Origin of the sequence: Hydrotalea lipotrueae (assembly GCF_019249625.1) — a bacterium.
GTDB lineage: Bacteria > Bacteroidota > Bacteroidia > Chitinophagales > Chitinophagaceae > Hydrotalea > Hydrotalea flava.
Window position 1 is genome coordinate 85,610 of sequence record NZ_JAESDL010000010.1, and the last position, 25,888, is coordinate 111,497.

Here is a 25,888-nt window from a genome sequence, read left to right on the forward strand (position 1 = left end):
ATGAAAATAATTTATATCATATTTACCTGCTTACTCCTTTTTTTTCAGGCAACAGCACAAAACAAAACAGAAGAGGCTTTGTTATATAAAGCCAATCAATTGTACCAATCCGGCAACTATTCAGAAGCACAGTCGCTTTATGATAAAATATTAGCCACCAATCCTAATAACAGTATTGCCCTATTTAACAAAGCAAACGCCTTACAACAACAAAAAAATTATGATGCTGCGGCCAAACAGTTTCAGCAAGCGGCATTAACCAGCAACAATGCATCCTTAAAAGCAAAGGCTTATTATAATTCAGGCGTAGCAGCCATTAAACAACAACAGTTAAGTGATGCCATACAAGCATTTAAAGAAAGCTTATTATTAAACCCTAATAGCGACTCAGCCCGAAATAATTTGCAAAAGGCGCTGAATGAACAAAAAAAGAATGAACAGCAGCAAAACAATCAGCAAAAACAACCTAAAAATCCTTTAAGCAAACAACAGGCAGATAATTTGCTAAACCAGTTACGCCAACAGGAAAAAGAATTACAACAATACGAAAAACAAAAAATAAAACCGGTTAATACTGAAAAAGACTGGTAGCAACTTTTAGCGCAAATAATTGTTTTATTAAAATCGCTTCAAAATATTAGTTATGCAACTTTATTGTAACAACCTAACAAAATACTGTCGCTTAAAAACACGAGAAGTAAAAATTGGCAACCTGCTGTTGGGTAACGGGCACCCTATTCGCATACAAACCATGACCACCACCAATACCATGGATACAATTGCCACAGTTGAGCAAGCCATTCGTTGTATTGAAGCCGGTGCAGAATTAATCCGTATTACAGCTCCTTCAAAAAATGAAGCAGAGAATTTGCTGAACATCAAAAATGAATTACGCAAAAGAGGATATAACACACCGTTGGTGGCTGATATTCATTTTACGCCCAATGCAGCTGAAATAGCAGCCAGAATAGTAGAAAAAGTACGCATCAATCCCGGTAATTATGTTGATAAAAAGAAGTTTGAACAAATTGAATATACCAATGCGGAATATGCCGAAGAAATAGAACGAATCCGCGAACGGTTTACCCCATTGGTAAATATTTGTAAGGAATATGGCACTGCCATGCGTATTGGCACCAATCATGGTTCATTGAGCGACAGAATTATGAGCCGCTATGGCGATACACCCAATGGCATGGTGGAAAGCGCAATGGAATTTTTAAGAATTGCCAGAAGCTTAGATTATCATAACATTGTACTTAGTATGAAATCGAGCAACCCACAGGTAATGGTACAAGCATACCGCCTGTTGGTACAACAAATGATGGCAGAATTTAACGAATGTTATCCTTTACACCTCGGGGTTACCGAAGCCGGCGATGGTGAAGACGGACGTATGAAAAGTGCTGCAGGCATTGGTACGTTATTAGAAGACGGCATTGGCGATACCATCAGGGTTTCTTTAACTGAAGATCCTGAATTTGAAATACCTGTTTGTAAAGATTTGGTAAAGCGCTATACACAAAGCTCAAGCAATCAAAATAAAATTCCTGCTGTAAACAACATACCCTATAATCCATTTCAATATAAAAGAAGGGATTCTTTCATGGTACAGAATACAGGAGGCACACAAGTGCCTGTTGTTGTAGCCGATTTCAGTAAGATAGATAACATAACGCCACAGCATTTGCGTAGTATTGGTTATGCTTATGATGCAACAACAGATAAATGGAATATTGGAGATGCAGCAGCAGATTATATTTTCACCGGCCATCAATTACTATCATTTGAATTACCGGGAACCTTACAGGTAATTTGTTATCCGGCCAGCTGGGCATTAGCTGCTGATAAAAGCAAATATCATCCTATATTCAGCGGATCAGGTTATGTACAGGCCATTCAAAAAGATGCGGCTATTAATTTTGTTTTATTAGATTGCTATAGTGATGATACCACGCTGAATGATTATACATATTTAACAGAATTTGCCAATGATCCTACCGTGGTGATTTGTTTAACAACAAAAAACACCCATACTATGCCGGCTATGAGAAAAATGGCAATAGAGTTGATGAATAGAAATATTCAAAATCCGGTAATTTTCAATATCACAAGCAAATGGCATACCGTTGATGAACATCTGATACATTTTGCAACCGTTGCCGGATCCATGTTATTAGATGGCATGGGCGATGGCTTATTTTTAGAAATTGATGCAGCAATCTACAATAATCTGGCGCAAAAAAGCACCGCAGCCAGCGGTAGAAATTATTTGGAAAACAGCACAATAGAAGCATTTTTAAACAATACCGCTTTTGGAATTTTGCAGGCTACCCGCTGCCGTATTTCTAAAACAGAATACATCTCCTGCCCCAGTTGCGGCAGAACCTTGTTTGATTTGCAGGAAACCACTGCTAAAATAAGGGCAAAAACACACCATTTAAAAGGCGTTAAAATAGCTATCATGGGTTGTATTGTAAATGGGCCGGGCGAAATGGCCGATGCCGATTTTGGCTATGTTGGAAGTGGCCCGGGAAAAATTACTTTATACAGAGGTAAAGAAATTGTAAAAAGAAATATAGACAGTGGTATTGCTTTAAATGAACTCATTGACTTGCTGAAAGAAAGCAACGTATGGATTGAACCGGTTCATTAAAATTGAATAATTTTTAGTATTAATACCTTTATTGATAATTACATGAACCATATGCGTACTGATTTCTTAGTGATAGGTTCCGGCATAGCCGGATTAAGTTATGCGTTGAAGGTAGCTAAGCATTTTCCAGATAAAACCATTACCGTTATTACTAAAACAAATGCAGAAGAAACCAATACCAAATATGCGCAGGGCGGCGTTGCTGGTGTTTGGGATGATACTACCGACAGTTATGAAAAACATATTGAAGATACTTTGGTTGCCGGAGATGGACTATGCAATAAAGCAATTGTAGAAATAGTTGTAAAGGAAGGCCCGAACCGAATTCAAGAATTGATTGGATATGGTGCAGAGTTCGATAAAGATGCTTCCGGCCAATATGCATTGGGAAGAGAAGGCGGACATAGTGCTTACAGAATTTTACACCATAAAGATGTTACAGGTCAGGAATTAGAAAGAGCTTTATTAAATGAGGTGCAGGCCACAAAAAACATACAATTAATACACCATTGGTTTGTGGTAGATTTGATTACACAACACCACTTGGGTTATTTAGTTACCAAATCAACACAGGATATTCAATGCTATGGCGTATATGTTCTAAATACATTAACCAACGAAATAGAAAAAGTACTGGCAAAAATTACCGTACTGGCTACCGGTGGCTGCGGACAGGTTTACAGAACTACCACCAACCCTACCATTGCAACCGGTGACGGAGTGGCAATGGTATACCGCGCCAAAGGCCGCATTGAAAATATGGAATTTATTCAGTTTCATCCTACGGCATTGTACCAGCCCGGCGTTTCTCCATCTTTTTTAATTACCGAAGCTGTTCGGGGCGATGGAGGAATTTTAAGAAATAAGCAGGGCGAAGCATTTATGGAAAAATATGATGAACGAAAAGATCTGGCACCGAGAGATATAGTAGCCCGAGCTATTGATAATGAAATGAAAAAGGACGGTACAGAGCATGTTTATTTAGATTGCCGCCACATGGATATGGGGAAATTTAAACATCACTTTCCAAACATCTATGAAAAATGCTTGAGTATTGGTATTGATGTATCACGTCAAATGATACCCGTTGCTCCGGCCGCACATTACAGTTGTGGAGGTATTAAAACCAATGAATGGGGCGAGTCATCCATTCAACACTTGTTTGCTTGTGGTGAATGTGCCAGTACTGGTTTGCATGGCGCCAACCGTTTAGCCAGCAACAGTTTATTAGAAGCCATGGTATTTGCCCACAGAAGTTATTTAGCCAGTGTTGAACAAATTGTTCATATAGCATTTCAGGAAAATATTCCCGACTGGAATGCATTAGGAACAACCCATCCTAAAGAAATGATTTTAATTACCCAAAGCAGAAAAGAGCTGGAACAACTGATGAGTGATTATGTGGGTATTGTAAGAACAGATATTCGCTTGCAAAGAGCCATGAAACGATTGGACTTGTTATATGAGGAAACTGAACAATTGTATAGAACCGCCAAAGTATCACCACAACTATGTGAATTAAGAAATGTAATTACCGTTGGATATCTTGTTGTAAAAGGCGCCATGTTTCGTAAAGAAAGTCGGGGGCTTCATTTCAATACTGACCATCCGGAAAAGAGTGCTTTACTGCAAAACATTGTACTATAAACATTATTCACTATTCTATTCAATAAAATCTCGCCCCTTTCACCATTCATTACAGAAAAAATATGTATTACATTGTTTACGCATTATTTTATTTACTCTCCTTGCTACCATGGCGTGCAATTTATTGGATAAGTGATTTTTTTTATGTAATTATTTATTATGTCATTGGTTACCGAAGAAAAGTAGTGGATGAAAATTTGATGACAGCCTTCCCTGAAAAATCGGAAGCGGAGCGAAGAAAAATTGCAAAAGAATTTTACCGGCAATTCACCGATACATTTGCCGAAGTAATTAAATTAGTTTCTATTTCAGGGAAAGAATTGAATAAAAGAGTAAAGGCAGACTACCATACTATTAACGAATTATATGCCACTGGCAAAAATGTACAAATTTTGCTGGGTCATTTCTTTAACTGGGAACTGGCAAATGTAGCCTATGCACAACATTTATTATACAACTTTATTGTGGTATACAAGCCTATTGAAAATAAAATTTTTAACCGACTGTTCATGCACATTCGCAGCAGGTTTGGAACAAAATTGGTATCTGCATCTAATTTCAAGAAAGAATTTGCACAAGAATCAAAACAACAATATGCATTAATTTTGGTAGGTGATCAAAATCCAGGCAAGCCGGATAATACTTATTGGTTTAATTTTTTTGGGAAACCTGCCCCTTTTGTAAAAGGCCCTGAACTAAGTGCCCGTTACAATGATACTGCTGTTGTTTTCTGCAATTTTTACCGGGTAAAAAGAGGCTACTATCAATCAGAAGCCACCATATTTACTACTACCCCAAAAAATTTACCGGAAGCAGCCATTACGAAAGCAATGATTGCCTTTATAGAAGATGAAGTGCGAAAAAGGCCGGCTAATTATTTGTGGAGCCATCGGCGCTGGAAATGGACTTTTCAGCAGGAGAAGCATGCACATCTACTAAAATAAGTTATTGCTCCTCTGCTTTAATTTTCCTTTGGATCATGATTCGCCTTTTTGGAAGGCTTTATCAATTCAAATACAGCACCCATTGCCTTAATTTCGGGCCAACCTCCCTGCAAATGCCGCAAATTATGGATGCCTTCTTTTTTAATTAATGAACAAGCTGTGATACCCCTGTAACCATTTTCGCCATAAATATAAATATTTTGAAAATCTTCAAAATTAGCCATACTGGCAGGATCTTTTAGTTCGGTGAAAGGAATATTGACAGCATTGTTCAAATGTTCCGCTTCAAATTCCTCATCAGAACGTGTATCTATTAAAATTAATTGCTCATCAAATTTTATATCCATAGCCAATTCATCTGCTTCTACTGCTATCATCAGGTCGATGGGCTCATTCAGTGTATTCCAGGCATTCATGCCATCTTTTAAATATCCAATAATTTGCTGATAACCTTGTTGCTGCATTAATTGAATGCGTTCTTCAGTGGCTGTATCGGTAACCAAAATAATGGGTTTAATTTGCAACTGTAATGCGGTTAAACATTCGGAGAGATTATCTTCCGAACAAATTGTAATGGCACCGGTAATAAAACCTGCTTCAAAACTTTGGGCCGGCCGAATATCTAACACACGAATTTCATCATTTTGAATCAGCCATTGTTTTACTTCTGCTACAGTTAAAGCAAGTGGCTTTTCGGGCATTTTGTTCATATGAATCTTATTATTAAAAGTCATTGTTGGCCGACTAAAATTGTAAAATAATGGTTCAAACCCTTTACAGAACCATATTTCAGCCGATTTCAAAAGATGGGAGACTCCATCCAATTTTGAAACAACCATTTTTTAGCCTGTAATCCTATACAACAAAGGATTACAGCGATTTTTTAGTTAAGTTTTGTCGGACAATAATTGATTAAAAGTGTACAAAGGTAAGTCCTTGTTTACAATGAAACTAACACTATTGAAAATTTGAAATACTTGTATTGAAAATCAATAAAACTATTCCGTAAGCAACGAGTGTAATACAAAAAAAATCCACCGATTAATGAAAACCGGTGGAATTGGGTATGGGATAAATCAAAAAATTTATCCTACTAATTCGGTAACAAATTTCATCACCTCGTTAATGCGGGCATAGTTGGGTGCATAAAAAATGAATTTACCATTGCGTTGTGTGTTTACTAATTCTGCACGACGCAAAATGGCCAGATGCTGAGAGGCAACAGATTGCTCTAAACGCAATTTTACATACAACTCAGTAACAGTCATTTTTTTGTTTTCATCCAACAACTTCAGCATTTGCTGGCGAAGTTTGTGGTTCAGCGCTCTTAAAATTAGAGCCGCCTTCTTTGACTGGATCAAGTCAACCTTTGCACTGGGCCTGCCATTGCTTAAGGTTAGTGTGTTTTGTGAACTACTCATGTTTAGTGATTGGGGATTAAAAAATTACAATATAAGGCTAAAGTTAAATACTTTTTAAATACGGTGTATACCAAAAAAGGATTATTTGTAATTTTTTTTTGGATGATAAAATTCTTTCAGGTAAAAAGGAGTGGCATAAGCCAGGTTAACCCATTGTTTATTTCGCCATGCCTGATAGGCTAAAACACCGAGATGGCCTGCATTTTGACTAATTTCGGCAAACTGTGCATTGGGGTGTTGTATTAATTTTTTCCATTTTATGCTGCCACTGCCAAAAAATAATATATGGTGGTCTTTTAACAAGTTATTATAGCAGTGCTCTTCTAAAATACGTGCTGCAGGTTCAGATACCGACATTAAATTCGGTTGATAAACCGCAGTAAACACTTCCATTCTACGGGCATCTATCATCGGACATAACAGCCACTGGGTATTTGTATTTTGTAGTATGTAATGCGATAGTGTTGCCAAAGCCGCCTGAGCCATTACCCTGAGTGTATTTTCAATAATAAGTGGTTTTTGTAATGCATAACAAATTCCTTTAGCTGTGGCTAAACCAACACGTAAGCCTGTATAACTACCCGGACCACCTGTTACGGCAACTGCATCAATAGCAGCAATATGGGTATTTGTTTTTTGCAATATTTGTTGAATGGCAGGCTGTACAAATGCTGCATGGTTTTTTTGTTCATTACTGTATGCGATAGAAAGGACTTCAGTGTTATAACATATACATACTGAGGCTGTTTCTGTAGCGGTATCAATATTTAAAATAATTGCCAATACTGTATATTTTAATATGTTGTATGAATTGATTCCAATAAAAGTGGGGCAACCTGGTATTGAGAAGATTGTTGTTGCATTGCCTCTAATAAGCGCACAATATTGCTTACACCTATTTTTTCAGCCCATTCAAACGGCCCCAAAATATAATTGGTGCCCAAACGCATGGCTGTATCAATTTCATCTTTTGTACTAACGCCATCTCCCAAACAAAAATACGCTTCATTAATAATGGCAGCAATGATTCTGGCAGCAATCATACCGGGCATATCCGGACACCAGATAAATGAAAAATTAAGTTGCTGCATCGTTTTTTCTGCTGTTTGTTGAACGGAGCTTTCCTGATTGACCAATTCAATAATAGACCTCTCCCAAAAAAAAGGCCAGGCATTGAAACGAATAAAGTTTACAGGCATTGTTTTCCATAGTGGAATAACTGCATTTACAAAAACAGGTTTATCGGTAATATGCTGAAATGCAGGGCCTTCTGTTTCATATAAAAAATCAAAATAAGCATCTGCTATTGGATGGTTGTTCTCTTCAAACCAGTAAACTTGTACCCCTGCCGGTATTTTTTTCTGTAATAAAGCGGCCCGTTGCGCCTGATTGGCTTTAACCAGTATATGCATTATCCATTATTTAAAATACAAAAATAGGTTGGTTGATAACAGAAAATACAGTTACTTGCCAAAGTAAAATAAGTTTTACAATGAAGCAAATTATCAAAACAGATAAAGCACCGGCACCCATTGGACCCTATAACCAGGCCATTAAAGCCGGAGAAACCATTTATTTAAGCGGACAGATTGCAATTAACCCCCAAACCGGCAATTTAGTTACAGATGATATTGTTGCAGAAACCCATCAGGTGATGCAAAACATAAAAGCCATTTTAGAAGCCAGCAAAATAAGCTTTGAACATGTTGTTAAAACAACCATTTTTTTAAGCGATATGGCATTGTTTGCGGCCGTAAATGAAGTATATGGCAGCTATTTTTCCGGTGATTACCCGGCCAGAGAAACGATTGCTGTAAAAGGATTACCTAAAAATGTACATGTTGAAATCAGCATGATTGCATTGCAGCATCTGTAACCTGTTGGTACGTACCCGGAGCCGGTTTTACAAAATAGGCCTCTGCTTTGATGTTAAATTGCTGTTGATAGGCGGCTAAAATTGCCCGGGTTATTGCTTCTGCCGCTCCGTCCTGCATCATACAAAGAACAGAACCTCCAAATCCGCCACCCATTAACCGGGCGCCAATCACTTCCGGATAATTCCGAGTAGCCGCAACTAAAAAATCGGTTTCAGCACAGCTAACTTCATATAAGTGGCATAACCCTTCATGGGTTTGATACAATAATTGCCCAAAAGCTTTTAAATTTTGTTGTTCCAATTTTTCTACTGCCTGCAGTACCCTTTGTATTTCCTGTGTAACAAATAAACAACGTTTAAAAATTACTTCAGGTAAAACAGATTTATTGGCTTCAACCATTTCAGGTAAAATATTTCGGAAAGAATGATAGTCTTTATGCAAAGAAGACAATATGCTTAATCCCTCTTTACACTCCTCTCTTCGCTTGTTGTATTCGCCGGAAGCAAGACTATGATGTATATTTGAATTAATTAATACAATAGTATATTCTTTCAAAACAAAAGGTACCCATTTATATTGAAGGGAAACACAATCCAATAATATGGCATTGGCTTCTTTTCCAAACAAATTCGCAAACATATCCATGATACCACATTGCACACCCGGATAACTATGTTCGGCTTTTTGTGCCAGCAAAGCCAACTGCAGGGTAGAAAGCCGGTAGTTGCACAATTCATTCAATGCAAATAACAATCCCGCTTCTATGGCAGCCGAAGAAGAAAGGCCTGCACCCGGCGGCAAATTACCGCCAAACACACAATCAAATCCCTCAACTGAAAAATTTTCCTGTTGCAATACATGCAATACACCCAGTATGTAATTTTTCCATCCGTCCTGCTTTTGAATTGCATCTGTAGTTACAAAAAGTTCTTCCTGAATATCGGCCGCAATACAACGAATGGTGTGGGTATTGTTTTTTGAAATAGCTATCCAGATACCTTTATCAATTGCAGCCGGCAAAACAAATCCATCATTATAATCAATATGTTCTCCTATTAAATTCATTCTGCCGGGAGAAAAAAACAAAGCAGGTGTATCTTTAAATGTATTTTTAAAGATGCTGACAATTCGTTCCTGATCTTTATCCATTATTCAAGCGATTTTACTGTATATGAAGTACTAAAAATGTGATGTTGATTGGGTTTTAACCACAATAGCCCCATCTCATTATTAAACGCATCGGGAGTACTGCTTAAATTTTCAATGGCAATGCTGTTTCTATGTGGTGGAATATATACCTGCAAATAAGGATATGCTGTATCGGGTTGAATACACAGTTCCATTAAATTATTTTTGAGCAGGCAACGTGGAGGTTCAGATGCATTGAGCAGAAAGCAATTGTCTAAATCAATGTCTTTCAAATTCGTTCCCTTAACAAACCGATGGTCATCAATGGTTACGCCGGTAGGCAACAAGCGTTCATCAAATTCAACCTGCTGGTTACCGGTAAATTGAAGTGTACAATCATCTACACTGGTACCCAAAGTAAAATAAGGATGCCAGCCATCACTATAAGGAATAGCAGATGCATGGTGATGCAGTACTGTGGTTGTTACGGTAACTTTATTGTTGGTTTCTAATTTCCAATTCACCAATAATTCAAATGGGAAGGGATAACCTTTGTCGGAACCGGTATAGCTGTAGCGCAGCCCAACGGAGCAGGCATGTTCATCGGCATGTATGTTCATCACATCAAATAAAGCATCGTACACTAAACCATGAATGGCATGATCGCCTAAATAAAATTTTCCGATGGTATATTGATGACCATCTATTGTAAATTGTCCGTTTGCCATTCGGCATACAAAGGGCGCCAGTTTTGCGCTCTTAAAGCCATAGGTTATTTCTTTTAGAGCAGCTTCGGGTGTAGCAAATCCATCTATCACATTGTGTAAATGCCCGTTTGCAAAAACATAGAATCCGTTCATTAATGCACCCATGCTATAAATTTCAACCACCGTTCCATTTAATTCATCTTTTAACTGTATTACTTCAAATGGCGTTTTTGTAATGACTGAGCTGCTGAATCGCATACCTTAATTTTTGAGGCACAATGTAAAAATAAAATCTGTGTATCCACAAAACTAACAACCGTTAACATCAATACCCTAATTTTGTTGGTCACTAGAATGCATGTGCTATGGAACAAAAGAACCATTCAAAGATTAGATTGATTACTGCTGCCAGTTTATTTGACGGACACGATGCAGCGATTAATATTATGCGACGCATTTTACAAAGTAAAGGTGCCGAAATTATTCACCTCGGCCACAACCGCAGTGTTCAGGAAATTGTAGAAGCGGCTATTGAGGAAGATGTTCAGGGAATCGCCATCACATCCTACCAGGGTGGGCATGTTGAGTTTTTTAAGTACATGAAAGATTTATTGGATGAAAATGGTTGCGGACATATTAAAATATTCGGCGGTGGCGGCGGTACCATATTGCCGGAGGAAATTGAAATTTTACATCAATATGGAATCACCAGAATATACTCACCTGATGATGGCAGGCACATGGGTTTGGATGGCATGATTGAAGATGTGCTGCAACAGTGCAGTACCGTTATATCTCCCCAATTAAAACAAATTTATAAGAAACCGCTCCATTTTGCACTGGGAGAGCAAAAAGATGTTATAGCCATAGCACGAGCCATAACAATGGCAGAAAACAAGCAACCATACACAGCAATTACAGATTATTTACAACAAACCAATACTGCTCCTGCCTTCATTCCAGTTATTGGAATAACAGGCACAGGCGGTGCCGGCAAAAGTTCGGTAACCGATGAGCTGGTTAGGCGTTACCTGCTTCAATATCCGCAAAAAACCATCGCAGTAATCAGTATTGATCCCTCCAAGAAAAAAACCGGTGGTGCATTATTGGGCGATCGTATCAGAATGAATGCCATAGCTGGGGCAAGAACCTATATGCGCAGTTTAGCAACCAGAGAAGACAATGCAGCCATCAGTGCGCATGCACAAGATGCCATTAACATTTGCAAAGCTGCCGGCTTTGATTGTATTATTGTGGAAAGCGCAGGTGTTGGTCAAAGCGATGCTTCTATTTTACATTGCAGTGATGTCAGTTTATATGTAATGACGCCCGAATATGGAGCAGCCTCTCAATTAGAGAAAATAAACATGCTGGACTTTGCGGATCTGATCTGTATCAACAAATTTGATAAAGCAGGCGCATTAGATGCGCTGCACGATGTACAAAAACAATACAAACGCAACCACCAATTGTTTCAGGCAAGTGTAGCTGAATTACCCATTGTAGGCACCATTGCTGCGCAGTTTAACGATCCGGGCATGAACACACTTTTTAATTTACTGATGCAAAAAACAGCAGAAAAATTAAATATACATTGGCCCATTGAACATCTACCGGCCACAGAACTGCATTTGCATAGCAATAAACCCTCTATTATTCCACCCAAAAAAATACGCTACCTGTCAGAAATTGTTGAACGCATCAGAGAATATGATGCATGGGTCATACAACAATCCAATATTGCATCAAAACTATATCAGCTACAGGGTGTTTTAGAAAACAAATGGTTGAAAGAAAATACAGACCTGCAAAATGCTGTAACCCAAACTTTACAACAATTAGACCCTGACTGTAAACAACGCATTGATGAATGGCCTTCAATCAAAAAACAATACCAGTCAGAATTTTTAAGTTATGAAGTTCGGGGAAAAAAAATACAGCAGCCCCTAACCGTTACCTCATTAAGCGGAACTGCAATACATAAAATTATATTGCCACAATACAAAGACTGGGGTGATGTGTTGCATTGGCAATTACAAGAAAATTTGCCGGGGCGATTTCCTTATACTGCAGGTGTATTTGAATTGAAAAGAACAGGGGAAGACCCAACCAGAATGTTTGCCGGTGAAGGCGGACCGGAACGAACCAATAAAAGATTTCATTATGTATCGTTAGGGCAACCCGCTATCCGTTTATCAACCGCATTTGATAGTGTTACCTTATACGGCGAAGATCCTGCCATAAGACCGGATATATATGGTAAAATTGGCAATAGCGGAGTTAATATTGCCACTGTTGATGATGCTAAAAAATTATACAGTGGTTTTGATTTATGTGATCCAAAAACTTCTGTAAGCATGACGATTAATGGTCCTGCACCCATTTTACTGGCTTTTTTTATGTGCGCTGCAATTGATCAGCAATGCGAAAAATATATTGAACAACATGGTTTATGGCCTGAAGTAGAAGCATATGCCACAAAAAAATATAATAAATTGCAGCGCCCGGTTTACTATAATCCCATGGCACCGGAACGTTTACCCGAAGGACATAACGGACTCGGCTTGCGGTTACTTGGTTTACAGGGTAGTGAAGTATTACCACATGAAATTTATACTTCAATAAAAGCCAACGCATTAGCACAGGTAAGGGGTACTGTACAAGCAGATATTTTGAAAGAAGATCAGGCACAAAACACCTGCATCTTTTCAACTGAATTTGCACTAAAACTAATGGGCGATGTGCAGGAATATTTTATTGAAAATAAGGTACGTAATTTTTACAGTGTAAGCATTAGTGGTTATCATATTGCAGAAGCCGGCGCCAATCCCATTACTCAATTGGCATTTACCCTTGCCAATGGATTTACCTATGTAGAATACTATTTAAGCAGAGGTATGCATATCGATGATTTTGCTCCCAATCTGTCATTCTTTTTCAGCAATGGAATGGACCCCGAATACAGTGTTATTGGCAGGGTAGCCCGCAGAATTTGGGCCAAAACCATGAAATTTAAATACAATGCCAACGAACGTTCCCAAAAACTGAAATACCATATTCAAACATCGGGAAGAAGTTTACACGCACAGGAAATTGATTTTAATGATATCAGAACCACCTTACAGGCATTGTATGCTCTTTACGACAATTGTAATTCGCTGCATACCAACGCCTATGATGAAGCCATTACTACACCTACGGAAGAAAGTGTACGCAGAGCCATGGCTATTCAACTCATTATTAACCGCGAATTGGGAACAGCGCAAATTGAAAATTTTATACAAGGTAGTTTTGCAATAGAAACATTAACCAATATAGTGGAAGAAGCCGTATTGGCAGAATTTGACCGAATTAATGAACGGGGTGGCGTTTTGGGTGCAATGGAAAGAATGTACCAGCGCAATAAAATTCAGGAAGAAAGTTTGCATTATGAAACCTTAAAACACAATGGAAACTTACCAATTATAGGCGTAAATACATTCCTGAATAAAAAAGGCAGTCCAACTGTAATTCCCGGTGAAGTGATTCGTTCAACAACAGAAGAGAAGGAACAACAAATTCAAAATTTGCAGGCTTTTCACCAGAGAAATGCCGGAGTAGCCAATGAAAAACTGGCTTATTTGCAGCAAACTGCCAAACAAAATGGAAATTTGTTTACGGCTATTATGGAAGTAGTTCCATATTGTAGTTTAGGCCAGATAACACATGCACTGTATCAGGCGGGTGGCCAATACAGAAGAAATATGTAATTTGTACTGATTTTAATCGTTCAACAAAACAAAAAAATTCATCTTTACTGTTCCTGACATTTTTGAAGAAATGGAAGTGGAATGTTTAATACAATTTAAATCAGAAAGCATGAATAAAAGATGTATTGCATTAATGGTAGTTTTTTTTCCTGTATGTATTTTGGCACAAACCTCAAAAATTGATACCACGGTTTTAATTGGTAAAATTGGTTACAGAGTTCGGTGCAATAACAAAAATCCGGATAATAATTTAGCCAGCATCAAATTAGTAGGTTTCACCAATGCCAGAGATCCTGAGTTTTTTGTAAAGGGAGTGATTAAGCAGGCAGCCATTGATGATTTTAATAATGACGGATTCCCCGATTTAATGATGAATGTTTATAACGGCCCGAATGAAATGTATGGTAACGTTATTGCATTGGTATCGAATGAAAACAAATCCGTATCCTTTGTTAGCTTTCCCGACATTTTAAATGACCCGAAACTAAGAGATGGCTATAAAGGTCAGGATCATTTTCAATTAATGGAAGGATTGTTGATGCGAAACTTCCCATTGTATTCTTCCAATGATTCAACTGCCTCCTATACCGGTAAAAAAAGGTTTATTCAATACCAGCTCCAAAAAGGAGAAGGTGATCGGCTAAGTTTTAAACCTATGCACACTTATGAGGTTGCATCAACCAATCCCAATTAACAACAATTTTATGGGTTATATGTTACTATAACCATATGCAGCATTTTAATCAACAAATCATTGCTGGTTGGGAAAGATTTTACCGTGCCAACCTCATTCAGAGTATTACCGGTTTTAAACCGGCCTCTTTAATTGGAACAACCAGTCCGGATGGCATTCCCAATCTGGCTATTTTTAGTAGTATTGTTCATTTGGGCTCCAATCCTGCATTAATTGGCTACATCAATCGGCCAATAAGTGCCGCGCCACATACCCTGGCCAATATACAAGCCACGAAAGTGTATACCATTAACCATATCCAGGCAGCATTTGTGGCACAGGCACATCAAACCAGTGCCAAATATGATGCAGCTGTAAATGAATTTATAGCTACCGGCCTAACTATGCAATGGATAGAAGGTATTGAAGCACCATTTGTAGCAGAAAGCAACATTCGATACGCTTTACAGTTGGTAGAGATAATACCCATTACACATAACCATACATTCTTGGTAATAGGAGAAATAACCGATATTTTTTTAAAAGATATTTTACCGGAAGCGGATGGATTGATAGCTATTGACAAAACAGGTTCATTGGCTTGTTTGGGTTCAGACACCTATTGCTGCGGAAATATTACACAACGCTTTCATTACGCAAAACCTGATCGTCCGGTTACGTCAATTTAATAAATGATTTGTTAATAGCTGCGCATCAAATGGATAAAATCATCTTCAAAAATATTTTCCAATTATGCCTGAAAATATTGTAAATACTGCTTTTCAGGCATCCCAATTACTTCCTGTAAAATAGAAGCCGGAAATACTTCTTCCCTAAAAAATAAATTCTGGCACGCAATTGGCATTATATCAATTAGAACGGGTTTGGATAAGTTGCCCTTTCAGGAGTTTTCCCTATCCCGGATTTTTAAACCATTAAACCATTTTTTATGAAAAAGCTAATCATCGCAGCCGGATTATTTGTAGTGTTAGGCTTAACCGAACATACACAAGCACAAGTTAGAGTGAATGTAAACCTTGGAATTGGCACACCGGTTTATTATCCGGCTCCACGGCCAGTTGTTGTTTATGATGATCCTTATCCAGTTTGCGCACCCAGAGCTGTTATTGTAGTACCTACACGACGTAGATATGATTATTATGATAACTGGGGTAGGGATGATTATTATAACAGGGGGAGAGTAGTATATTATAATAGAGAAAGGAATGAACATGAAGGTCATAACCATGGTTGGGGTCATAGAGATGAAGGAGATGATGACTAAATAAAAAATATCAAGAACCTATGAAAACAAAAAGCCGCCCTGCAAAGAGGCGGCATTTTTTATGTTAAGGAAGTCAATGATACTCCGTTAGTATCCTGCATTTTGTGTTAAATTCGGATTCACAATAATTTCCCTTTTGGGTATTGGAAACACTAATTTAGGTGAATCGAAATTTAACGGCCCTACTGTACCCTGCGTTCTTTTAATGTCATGTAATGTAAACCCTTCAAAAGCCAATTCTAATTTTCTTTCTTTTAAAATGGCGGCAAGTGTTAACGTACTTGCAGTATATGGCAACAAATTCACTCTTTGTCTTATTTTATTAATGTCATTTACCGGTGCATCACCTACTTGTGTTCCCATTCTAAAATTGGCTTCAGCTCTTGTTAAATACATTTCTGCCAACCGAATAATGTGCACATTGCCATATAAATTATCGAATTTAGCAGTATAAATAGAACCGCCTGAATTATAGAACAAACCCAAACGGGCATCGCCCGGTTCATATAAATTTAAATGCGCCTGATTAATTTGAATATCACCCCTGCTTAATGGTGAATAGTACTCATTAAAGGTATTATAACCCGATGTGGGAGTTACCTGCATGGCAAACAAATCTTCAGTAGTATTGGCTACACCGGCCGGAGGGTAGGGTGCAGGAAAAGCAGCAGCATAAGTAGGTGTTAATGCAAAGCCATTGGCAGTGGCCGTAGTAATGGCTCTGTTGGCGGCAGCTGCAGCGTTGGCATAATCGCCCTTTTGTAAATATACTCTGGCCAGCATGGCACTGGCGGCAGCTTTATTGGCATAAAAACCATTGGTAGCCGGCAATAATGATTCTGCAGTAGTTAAATCGCTGATTACCTGCGCATATACTTCAGATACTTTATTTCTTTTTACCTTATTCGCATCAGTAATTCCTTCGGTAGGAGTTAACACAAGCGGCACACCGTCATTAACAGTTGGGTCACCATCATTCCATGCTTTGGCAAACAAGCGTACCAAATCAAAATACATTGCGCCACGAATAAATTTAGCCTGTCCTTCCACCGATGCTTTTTTATCGGCTGTAACCACGTTCAATGCACTCAATACATTGTTTACATCGTTTATAGCTTTATAGCTGGTTAACCAATTTTGAGTCGTAAAATTATTATCAATAGGAATGGTTTTATTATAAATTTGAGTCATTCCCTGATAGGTTCCACTCCAGTTTAATTCAGCAAAATTGCCTAATAAATCGGGGGCAACAAAAGTTAATCCTCCATAAGCATTCTCCACGCCCATATCGGCATAAGCGCCTGTTAAAGCTACCAACACATCGCTGCTGGTATTTAATGCAGCGGTTTGATCAATACTTTGTGTAGGCTGCGTATTCAACATTTTATTGCAGGCTGTTCCATAAACAACCAACAGCAGCAACAAGCTTTTATACATATATTGTTTCATAAAAAATTATTTCGTATTAAAAATAAATTTACATTATATTACAACCCAATATTTACACCAAAAACAATGGTTTTTAATTGTGGAGCAGAGTAAAAATCTACACCCTGGGTAATGTTACTTGCCAAAAAGTCGGCAGTAACTTCCGGATCCCAACCTTTGTATTTGGTAATGGTAAATAAGTTTTGCGCACGGAGGTATACCCTTAGACTTTCCAATTTAATTTTTCTAATCAGGTTAGCAGGTAAATTATAACCTAAAGTCACCGCTTTCACTCTTAAATAGGAACCATCTGAAATATAGCGGCTGGAAGGATTGGTACCATTGGCGTAAAATAATCTGGCCTCCGGCACCATCGTTTTATCACCGGGTTTTTTCCAGGCAGCTAATTGGTCAATTGTTTGGTTATCAAAGCCATTACTACCACTGGCTGACATGTATTGCCCGCCACCATTATAAATATTATTGCCGTACACTCCTTGCAATAAAATATCTAAATCAACACCTTTAAAGGTAAAAGTGTTGCCAAAGCCATAAATGAATTTAGGAATTGGGCTGCCTATCACTACATCCTGGGCAGCATTATAATCATTGGTAGTGCTCCTGTCTCTGGTGCCATCAGCCTTCAAAGTATTTTTAATGTATAATGCATCACCGTTAGCAGGATCTGCACCAGCAAATTCTCTGGCTACAAATACGCCCAGTGGTTGGCCCTCCATTGCTTTATTTACATCTGTACCCAATAACTGGCCCCCAAGATTAATTACTTTGTTTTTGTTAGCACCAAAATTCAGAGAGCTTGTCCATCTGAAATTTTTATTGGAAATATTGGTAGTATTAATGGTAAATTCTATACCGTTATTTTTCAGTCGGCCAATATTTTTTAATTGCGTAGCAAAACCACTGGTGCCGGGTATTTCCTGATTCAATAATAAATCGCGGGTATCGCGGTTGTAATAATCAATTTCAACGCTTACACGGTTATTGAACAAACTGGCTTCAATGCCAATATCAGTGCCATAGGTAGTTTCCCATTTTAGATCGGGATTGGCAATTTGCGTAGGATGTTGCCCCGGCTGGCCACCATAAGGTGCATTTCCTGAATACAAACCTCTTGCAGCAAAATCGGGAATACGATCGTTACCATTACCGGCATAACCGGCTTTAATTTTCAAAAAGCTCAACCAGCTTACATCTTTTAAGAAATCTTCTTCCGTTAATACCCATCCTGCAGATGCGCCTAAGAATAAACCATACCGGTTATTGGCACCAAAACGAGACGAACCATCATAACGGCCTGTAACAGATAACAGATATTTATTATTGAATTTATAGTTTATCCTTGAGAAATAAGAAACCAGGGTACTAGAAGTGGAGGAAGAACTGGCGTCGGTTTTAGATGCGGCATTGATTAATTTTTTGTAGGCATCACTGGGAAACTGTTCACCATTAGCGCTGCTGAAATCGAAGGAGCGGTCGGTGTAGCTGGTACCCAAAATTACATCAACATCATGCTTCTGTTTAAAATTAGCTTTATAATTAAAATAGTTGTTGGTGGTTAAATTCAACACCTGTGTAGTACCATAAAAACCACTGCCATTGGGTACGCCATTATTTCGGGCAGTTAATCTTCCATAATAACTTTCTTCAAACTGATTCAATTGGTCAATACCAAAGTCGGTATGAAAACTTAAGTTCTTTGTTAAATTGGCAGTAGCATAAAAAGTACCAACAGTTCGGTTTACCAAAGTATTATAAAAACCATCAATAACACTTAACAATGGGTTGTAATATACCGGATAATTGGTATTGGGGGCTCCGCTATTGGGGTCTAAAGCACCACTAATTAAACCGGTACGGGGGTCAATTAATGGTGTAATGGGTGATAAAGCTACAATCTGTAAAGGGGTAGAAAAAGCATTATCATTCGATACCCTGCTGTTCATAGAACGGGCAAAAGCCAAATTTACACCTGCAGTTAACCAGTCTTTTACTTTATGTTCCAAATTGGCCCTGCCGGAATATCTTTTATAACTGTTGCGCACCAATATACCGGTTTGGTCCAAATACTGACCTGATACATAAAATTTTGTTTTTGCATCGCCACCGGAAATATTCAGGTCATATTCAGAAATGGGCGCATTTTGAAAAGCCTGATCCTGCCAGTTGGTATTTACTTTAGCAGTTTGCCAGTCATTATTACCGGCAGAGTAGCGGGTAAACCGGCTATTGACAAAATTTAAATAATCCTGTTGAGCCGCCTGAAGTGTAGAATAATAACCGGCCAGATAATCCTGATTAGCGGCACCTAATGCTGCCTGGGTAAAATAATCTACATATTGTTTTGAATTAAGAAATTCGCGTTTACCTGTTGGCTTTTGGGTTCCGGTATAATAATTAAAATCAATTCGGGAGGTACCGGCTTTCCCTTTTTTAGTGGTAATTAGCACAACACCATTAGAAGCACTGGCACCATAAATAGCTGTAGAAGAAGCATCTTTTAAAATTTGAATGGATTCAATATCATTCATATTTAAATCTGCCAATGCATTGGTAGCAGCGGTAGTACTGGAAAGGTTATCGGTAGTAATCGGAATGCCATCTACCACATACAGCGGCTCATTACCTGCTGACACAGAAGATGCACCTCTGATTTTAATATTAATGGCCTGTCCTAATTTGCCGTTTTGTTGTGATACCAATACGCCGGCAGCCCTGCCCTGCATGGCACTTTCAAAACTGGTAGCGGGAGTATTGGCTATTTCTTTAGCTGTTACTGTTGAAACAGCCCCTAATACATCTTTTTTAATTTTGGTACCATATCCAACCACCACTATTTCGTTGAGGCTTTTATCTGCCTCCGCCATTTTAATGGTAAGTGGTTGACCGGTTAAACGAACAGCCATATCGCGATAGCCTACATAACTAATTTCTAAGGTAGTAACCGATTGGGGTACTACAATTTTGAAATTTCCTTCTGCATTGGTGGTGGTAGCCTCATTGGTACCTTTTGCTTTAATAGTAACACCCGAAAGTGGTTTCCCATCTTGTTGGTCGGTAATAGTACCGATTACGGTTACGGTGGTTTGGGCCTGTACGTGCAGCATAAGCAACAATACAGCACTCATAATGAGCAACAGCTTTTTTCTCATAAATGTTGTTTTAGTTAAACGTAAATACTTGCCAGTGAAGCAAATTACAGAAAAATCTTTAAAAAAATAAAATTGTGAAGCTTAAAAATTAAGAACGGCTGATAAAAAGTAAGAATGGTTTAATAAAAAGTGTTTATGTTGATGTGCCCACAAAAAACAGGCGGTAAGAATACCGCCCGGAATTGAATAGAAAATTAAAACACGAGAGAAAAAAACAAATATTTAAATATTTTTTACTGTTTTTGGAGAATAAGTTTGGTAGGGCCATTATCATATCCGTTTCCACCGGGACCGTCTGCTTTTAATTCCATGGTTAAAGTAATATAACCTGTACAGGAAAATACATATCCGGCTATATTTCCAGTAGAAGTTTTTGCACCGGTACCAACAGCAGTCATATTATAACCGCCGCCATAATTTCCAAAATTTGTTTTTGGAACCGAGGCAGTTCCTGAAGCGGGGTCTACATATACAATTAATGGGCTTACTACTGTTCCATAAGCTGGGTTAGGATATACCTTACTTATATTTACTTGGTTAGGCCCTGGGCCATCTGTTACCTGCACCAAGGCACCCGGATTCCAATCTGCCCAATCATCTCTTATTACTTTATAAGTACCGGCAATAGGTGCCACAAACGGACAAACCACATAAGCACTGAAAGAGAAAGCACTATGATAATAGAAACCAGTTACCAATCCACTACCACTGTTATTGCCCGTATTATTTACATCATAGGTTTTACCACTTTTGGTAGTAATTCGATTATAGAAAGTGTAATTGGCACCGGGCTGAATGGCGGATGCACCACCCATAGCAGCTGCCAGTTCTGCACCTGTTACTGTAATGGTAGTTTGAGGACTTGTATAACTAAGGGTCTTTACCTTCTTCCATTGGGTAGTATCATAAGATGTTCCTGCAACAGCAAAAACAGTAATACTGGTAATTGCTTCGCCATTGGGGTATTGGTGAACAATAACTCCAACTGTAGAATTAGATAAAGATGCATAGTTCAGATTTTGGTTAATGGTACTATCTAACACTAAATAAGACCCTACCCCAAAATTTTTATAACTGCTTAAAGGATTAATATCTCCCCCCGTTTTTTTACAGGAGTTGGTTACTGTTATTAAACAGACAACCGATAAAATATATATTAGCTTCTTCATGTTCATAAATTTAATCATTTATTTAATAAAGTTATCGGGGTTATTATCCCAAAATACTTTGTTTGCTGCATCGCCAGGTGTTTTTTGTGCCGGCGCATTTGAGTTTCTGTTTACAAAAACAGAAGGATAAAAGAACGAACGCATAAAGAAACCTGGAGAAGGTGTAGTTACAGCCAATTGCACATTAGAGGGTTTACCTGTTCTTCTTAAGTTGTTATAAGCCTCAACACCATTACCCCACAAAGCAATATAGTATTCATTCATCACTATATTCATTTGTGCATCTGCATTTGGTGCAGCATCATAGTTATTCAACACTAAATTAATGTAATTATTAATTTGTGAAGTAGTTGGAACTTGAGCTGCAGGAACACCTGTAAAACCAATAGATGCAGGAAAATTAATCACTTTATTAATAGAGGCAGTTACACCACTTTGTAATAAAGATCTGGCAGAGCCCTGTGTGGTAATACCGAGTGATAAAGCAGCCTCAGCTTCTAAAAAAGCAGTGTAAGAAGAAAGCCATATTGGATTGATTCCAGCACCCCCGGCACCCATACCTAATGAAACTGATTGAGATTGATCATAATCAAACTGTCCACCCGCAGGATAAATACCCCAGGCAGTTCTAAAACTTCCATCTGGAGGGGCTCCGCTGTTATCACCATGGTCACGTCCTAAATAACCTTTACCAACTACGCAATAGGGTGTTTGATCAGGCACACTTGGATACCATGCAGGAAAATTAGAATTACCATACAAAGAATTGCCAAAACATGGGGCGGTTTGTTGATTGGCCCAGCTATAATTGGTTACCTGACGATAAAAATAATACCTGGCTCTGGGATCTGCATTACTGCTTGCATTATTGGCAATATTAACAATACCATTATATTTTTCAGCAGTTACTGCCCAAATAAAGTAATTACTTAAATACTCACCTACACCTCCACTATTTACATAATCTATACCATAATGTTCATGCCTACTATCCGGAGCGGTTAAATTTGTTCCGTATTTAAAAACAAAATCCTGTGCCGGGGTATTAATTAAATTATTTTCAGTTAACAAAGCCTGAATTTTAGGCCCAACAGTATTATCTACCAAGCGAGCCTGCATATAGAACTTTAGCTTCAATGTTTTGGCTAATGTTAACCATTTTGCAGCACTGCCATTATAAAATAAATCGCTGGCAGGTTTTGCTGTTGCTGTTTTTTGAAAATCAGCGATTGCACTATCCAAAAGCGATTGTACGGCAGTATAAATAGCTGCACCGCCATCTACTTTAGGATTGGTATTGGCAGCACCTAATACTGCTTGTGAATAAGGCACATCTCCAAAATCATCTACCAAAGTGCCATAAGTAAATGCCATTAGTGTTCTGGCAATACCGGAATGGATGTATTTTTTTTGTTGAATGGCCAAAGGCAGCATGGCGGTAGCATTCACCAGCATACTGGAATAGGCGGTTGTCCACATACCATCAAAACTGGCAGGTTGATAGGCGTTTTTATACAAAGGCCCACCCCAGTTTTGTTGTCTGCTTAATTGTGCACCATAATCAGAAGCAGTAGTCCAAAAGTTATTAAAACTTATTTCTACCTGATTTAAGTACAAGTCTACATCGGCCGTAGATAGGCCCGGATAGTTTGGATTATTTAAATTATAATCCAGCTGTTTGTTACAGGATACAAGGGTAAGAAAAATCCCCAATCCAATAAATAATTTTTTATAAGTCATTTTACGCAGTTTTAATTTAAAAATTAGAATGTTACCCTAATACTGGCTCCGTAACGACGTGCGGAAGGACCAGTTAAAAATTCCATTCCTCTTCCATTACCTACTCCCAAACCATTCACATCCGGATCAAAATGAATATACTTAGGGAAATTAGGTGCATAATACCAAAGATTACTTCCGGAAAGTGAAACTGAAATGCTACCAAAAGGTAAGTTCGTTAACAATTTTGCAGGAAGTTGGTAGGATAGAGAAGCTTCTCTTAACCTGATACAGGTTGCATCATAAATAGCAGTTTCATCAGGAGCGCCACCGGTAATGCTATTACTAAAAAATGCCTGTGTAGCTGATATCTGTATATTATTTGGCTGACCATTTGCTAAAACACCCGGTAGAATATATGGGGCTGCTCTATCAAACTGTGTATCTTTTGTTACACCGCGTCCTAACAAGGCACCTGAAGTACCAGAGTATAAATCACCTCCTGCAGTATAATCCCATTGCATTCTAAATGAAAACGCTTTATAACTTAATTCACTGATACCGGTTAATTTGTATTTAGGGTTCGGATCGCCTATAATACCAATATCATTTGCAGCAACATAGTTTCCATCAACACCAACTAAACGCTGTTTTGTTTTGGGATCCCTTTGTATGTATGATCCCATAATAACCCCTAAAGGTTGCCCGTTTATGGCAAATGTTCCCTGGTTTGAATAACCGGAAGTATTGATTCTGGTGATATAGCTGGGCAAATCACTCACATTGCTTCTGTTCAATGACCACAAACCATCTAAGTGCCATTTCCATTTTTTACCTCTAATAACATCATAACCCAAAGCCATTTCTATTCCCTTATTGGTTACAGTACCTGCATTAATTTGTTGGAACGTATAACCGGTTGAAGGGTCTAAAAATCTATTTAAGATTTGATTATTAGCTACTCTTCTATAAAATGAGAGGTCTAATGTTAGTCGGTTATCAATAAATCTTCCCTCAATACCGGCCTCTGCTTCTTTTAATAACTCAGGTTTTAAATCCGGATTGGGCAATTGCGTTTGTAATGAATTCACATTAATTGCAGTTCCACCCCCTGTAATAAATGAACGTGTACCAATATTTAAAGAAGGTCTGGTGCTATACGGATCAGGGAAATTAGCACTGGTTGAATAACCTAACCTAAACTTTAAATAATTAATTTGCTTATTGCCTTGCAGCCAATTGATTACGCTGGTAGGGATAAAAGATACACCCACATTTGGATAAAATAAACTACGATTGCTTTTTTCAACAGTAGAGGCCCAGTCGTTCCTGCCTCCAAAGTTTAAAAATGCATAATCTTTATATCCTAACTGCCCTTGTGCAAAAGCACCCATCAATAGTTTTTCTGTATTATAGTTTAAAGGAGCACCTGCTTCACTATTGATATCATGAGTAATAAAGTTGCCGTGGTTCATTAATCCATAAACCAGTTGCTGTGTGCTCGTCATCCCGGTCTGCGAAAAATTATACTTTCTGGCATTGAAACCCGCATCTAAGTTTAAGTTGAAGTTGCTGTTGAGGTTTCTGTTAAAATTCAACAATACAGTATGATCCATAATTGTATTCAATGCAGTAGAGGTGCGTAGTATACCGGTTGGGGTAAAAATACCCCCTTTGTTTTGCGCATACATTTGAGATTCGGTATAATTATCTATACCAACATGATAAGATAAATTAATACCCTTCGCCAAATCCAACCCAATACGCATTTGGCCAAATACACGGCTCACTTTGTCATCTGTAAATGAATTGTATAAAGTCCATCTGGGGTTTTGAATATCATTACTTCCCCTATAATATACAGAAGAGTGGTCAAAAGGATTTTCGTAAGGTAATCCCATTAAATCTACAGCCGTAGGGGTATACATTACGTTACCGAAAATAGATGTATTGGCAGGGTTGTTACCATAACTATTACTGGTGGGCGGTGATTTCACATCATCAGACACATAATTCAAAGTACCACTAATGGTTAAATTATTTGTCAATTTTGCACTACCCCCCACACCAAACGTATTTTTAAACATACTATTCATTGGAATATATCCGGCATCACCAGTATAACCATAGTTCATATTATAGTTTAATTTACCGGAAGTGCCTGAAACATTAATTGAGGTGGTACTTGTATTTCCTGTTTGAAAGAAATTGTGCACACTATTGTAAAATTTGTATAAATAGTCGTTCCTCAAAAACGAATAGAACACAATGGGATCAATAGTTTATGAACAAATGCGGATAAAAAAGGTTGCAGG

General features: G+C 38.1%; 20 protein-coding genes. 9 read left to right on the top strand and 11 right to left on the bottom strand.

Annotated elements, in window-relative coordinates; genetic code table 11:
* Genes JK139_RS07895 through JK139_RS07910 form a run of 4 tightly spaced genes read left to right on the top strand, consistent with a single transcriptional unit; the run spans window position 1 to window position 5,247 of the window.
* On the top strand, window positions 1-591 hold the full coding sequence (locus JK139_RS07895; protein WP_218330985.1) for a tetratricopeptide repeat protein: 591 nt from the start codon (window positions 1-3) through the stop codon (window positions 589-591).
* Window positions 592-643: 52 nt separating this feature from the next.
* Window positions 644-2,656, top strand: a complete 2,013-nt coding sequence (gene ispG / locus JK139_RS07900) for a (E)-4-hydroxy-3-methylbut-2-enyl-diphosphate synthase (RefSeq protein ID WP_218330986.1) — start codon at window positions 644-646, stop codon at window positions 2,654-2,656.
* Window positions 2,657-2,707: 51 nt separating this feature from the next.
* Complete coding sequence (gene nadB / locus JK139_RS07905) at window positions 2,708-4,303, top strand: L-aspartate oxidase (protein WP_074421207.1); 1,596 nt, start codon at window positions 2,708-2,710, stop codon at window positions 4,301-4,303.
* A gap of 44 nt (window positions 4,304-4,347) precedes the next feature.
* Window positions 4,348-5,247: a lysophospholipid acyltransferase family protein gene (locus JK139_RS07910; RefSeq protein WP_317196297.1), complete on the top strand. Its 900-nt coding sequence runs from the start codon at window positions 4,348-4,350 to the stop codon at window positions 5,245-5,247.
* A gap of 17 nt (window positions 5,248-5,264) precedes the next feature.
* On the opposite strand, the gene JK139_RS07915 is transcribed toward JK139_RS07910, so the two are convergent.
* The 4 genes from JK139_RS07915 to JK139_RS07930 form a co-directional block, all read right to left on the bottom strand.
* Window positions 5,265-5,957, bottom strand: a complete 693-nt coding sequence (locus JK139_RS07915) for a rhodanese-like domain-containing protein (RefSeq protein ID WP_218330988.1) — start codon at window positions 5,955-5,957, stop codon at window positions 5,265-5,267.
* 375 nt (window positions 5,958-6,332) lie between these two features.
* Window positions 6,333-6,668 (bottom strand): ArsR/SmtB family transcription factor, encoded by a 336-nt coding sequence (locus tag JK139_RS07920; protein WP_068242201.1) that lies wholly within the window; start codon window positions 6,666-6,668, stop codon window positions 6,333-6,335.
* A gap of 81 nt (window positions 6,669-6,749) precedes the next feature.
* Entirely contained in the window at window positions 6,750-7,451 is a 702-nt protein-coding gene (gene tsaB, locus JK139_RS07925; protein WP_074421326.1) for a tRNA (adenosine(37)-N6)-threonylcarbamoyltransferase complex dimerization subunit type 1 TsaB, read from the bottom strand.
* Window positions 7,452-7,462: 11 nt separating this feature from the next.
* Window positions 7,463-8,080, bottom strand: a complete 618-nt coding sequence (locus JK139_RS07930; RefSeq protein ID WP_218330989.1) for a 3-hydroxyacyl-CoA dehydrogenase family protein — start codon at window positions 8,078-8,080, stop codon at window positions 7,463-7,465.
* An 80-nt stretch (window positions 8,081-8,160) separates the two neighbouring features.
* On the opposite strand from JK139_RS07930, the gene JK139_RS07935 reads away from it, so the two are divergent.
* On the top strand, window positions 8,161-8,544 hold the full coding sequence (locus tag JK139_RS07935) for a RidA family protein (protein WP_218330990.1): 384 nt from the start codon (window positions 8,161-8,163) through the stop codon (window positions 8,542-8,544).
* Here JK139_RS07935 and galK read toward each other — a convergent pair.
* A complete protein-coding gene (galK, locus tag JK139_RS07940; RefSeq protein ID WP_218330991.1) occupies window positions 8,516-9,694 on the bottom strand; it encodes a galactokinase in 1,179 nt (392 codons plus the stop codon). The two genes, JK139_RS07935 and galK, sit on opposite strands and share 29 nt — an antisense overlap.
* Window positions 9,694-10,638, bottom strand: coding sequence for an aldose 1-epimerase (locus tag JK139_RS07945; RefSeq protein WP_218330992.1), 945 nt, complete (start codon window positions 10,636-10,638; stop codon window positions 9,694-9,696). The genes galK and JK139_RS07945 overlap by 1 nt, the downstream gene beginning before the upstream one ends.
* A gap of 107 nt (window positions 10,639-10,745) precedes the next feature.
* Between JK139_RS07945 and JK139_RS07950 the strand changes: the two genes are divergently transcribed.
* The 4 genes from JK139_RS07950 (at window position 10,746) to JK139_RS07965 (ending at window position 16,087) form a co-directional block, all read left to right on the top strand.
* On the top strand, window positions 10,746-14,129 hold the full coding sequence (locus JK139_RS07950) for a methylmalonyl-CoA mutase family protein (RefSeq protein ID WP_218330993.1): 3,384 nt from the start codon (window positions 10,746-10,748) through the stop codon (window positions 14,127-14,129).
* Window positions 14,130-14,238: 109 nt separating this feature from the next.
* Window positions 14,239-14,823, top strand: a complete 585-nt coding sequence (locus JK139_RS07955) for a hypothetical protein (protein WP_218330994.1) — start codon at window positions 14,239-14,241, stop codon at window positions 14,821-14,823.
* Between the two features lie 35 nt (window positions 14,824-14,858).
* The gene (locus JK139_RS07960; RefSeq protein ID WP_218330995.1) at window positions 14,859-15,491 is read left to right on the top strand and encodes a flavin reductase family protein; all 633 of its coding nucleotides are present in this window, start codon (window positions 14,859-14,861) and stop codon (window positions 15,489-15,491) included.
* A 260-nt stretch (window positions 15,492-15,751) separates the two neighbouring features.
* Window positions 15,752-16,087, top strand: a complete 336-nt coding sequence (locus tag JK139_RS07965; RefSeq protein WP_218330996.1) for a hypothetical protein — start codon at window positions 15,752-15,754, stop codon at window positions 16,085-16,087.
* Window positions 16,088-16,174: 87 nt separating this feature from the next.
* Here JK139_RS07965 and JK139_RS07970 read toward each other — a convergent pair whose 3' ends face one another.
* The 5 genes from JK139_RS07970 to JK139_RS07990 all read right to left on the bottom strand — a co-directional run bounded on the left by JK139_RS07970 (window position 16,175) and on the right by JK139_RS07990 (window position 25,789).
* Entirely contained in the window at window positions 16,175-17,536 is a 1,362-nt protein-coding gene (locus tag JK139_RS07970; protein WP_218330997.1) for a RagB/SusD family nutrient uptake outer membrane protein, read from the bottom strand.
* 38 nt (window positions 17,537-17,574) lie between these two features.
* Window positions 17,575-20,685: a SusC/RagA family TonB-linked outer membrane protein gene (locus tag JK139_RS07975; protein WP_218330998.1), complete on the bottom strand. Its 3,111-nt coding sequence runs from the start codon at window positions 20,683-20,685 to the stop codon at window positions 17,575-17,577.
* A gap of 233 nt (window positions 20,686-20,918) precedes the next feature.
* Complete coding sequence (locus tag JK139_RS07980) at window positions 20,919-21,854, bottom strand: hypothetical protein (protein ID WP_141676791.1); 936 nt, start codon at window positions 21,852-21,854, stop codon at window positions 20,919-20,921.
* A gap of 18 nt (window positions 21,855-21,872) precedes the next feature.
* A complete protein-coding gene (locus tag JK139_RS07985; RefSeq protein ID WP_218330999.1) occupies window positions 21,873-23,594 on the bottom strand; it encodes a SusD/RagB family nutrient-binding outer membrane lipoprotein in 1,722 nt (573 codons plus the stop codon).
* A gap of 23 nt (window positions 23,595-23,617) precedes the next feature.
* A complete protein-coding gene (locus tag JK139_RS07990; protein ID WP_218331000.1) occupies window positions 23,618-25,789 on the bottom strand; it encodes a TonB-dependent receptor domain-containing protein in 2,172 nt (723 codons plus the stop codon).
* Between the last annotated feature and the right edge of the window lie 99 nt (window positions 25,790-25,888).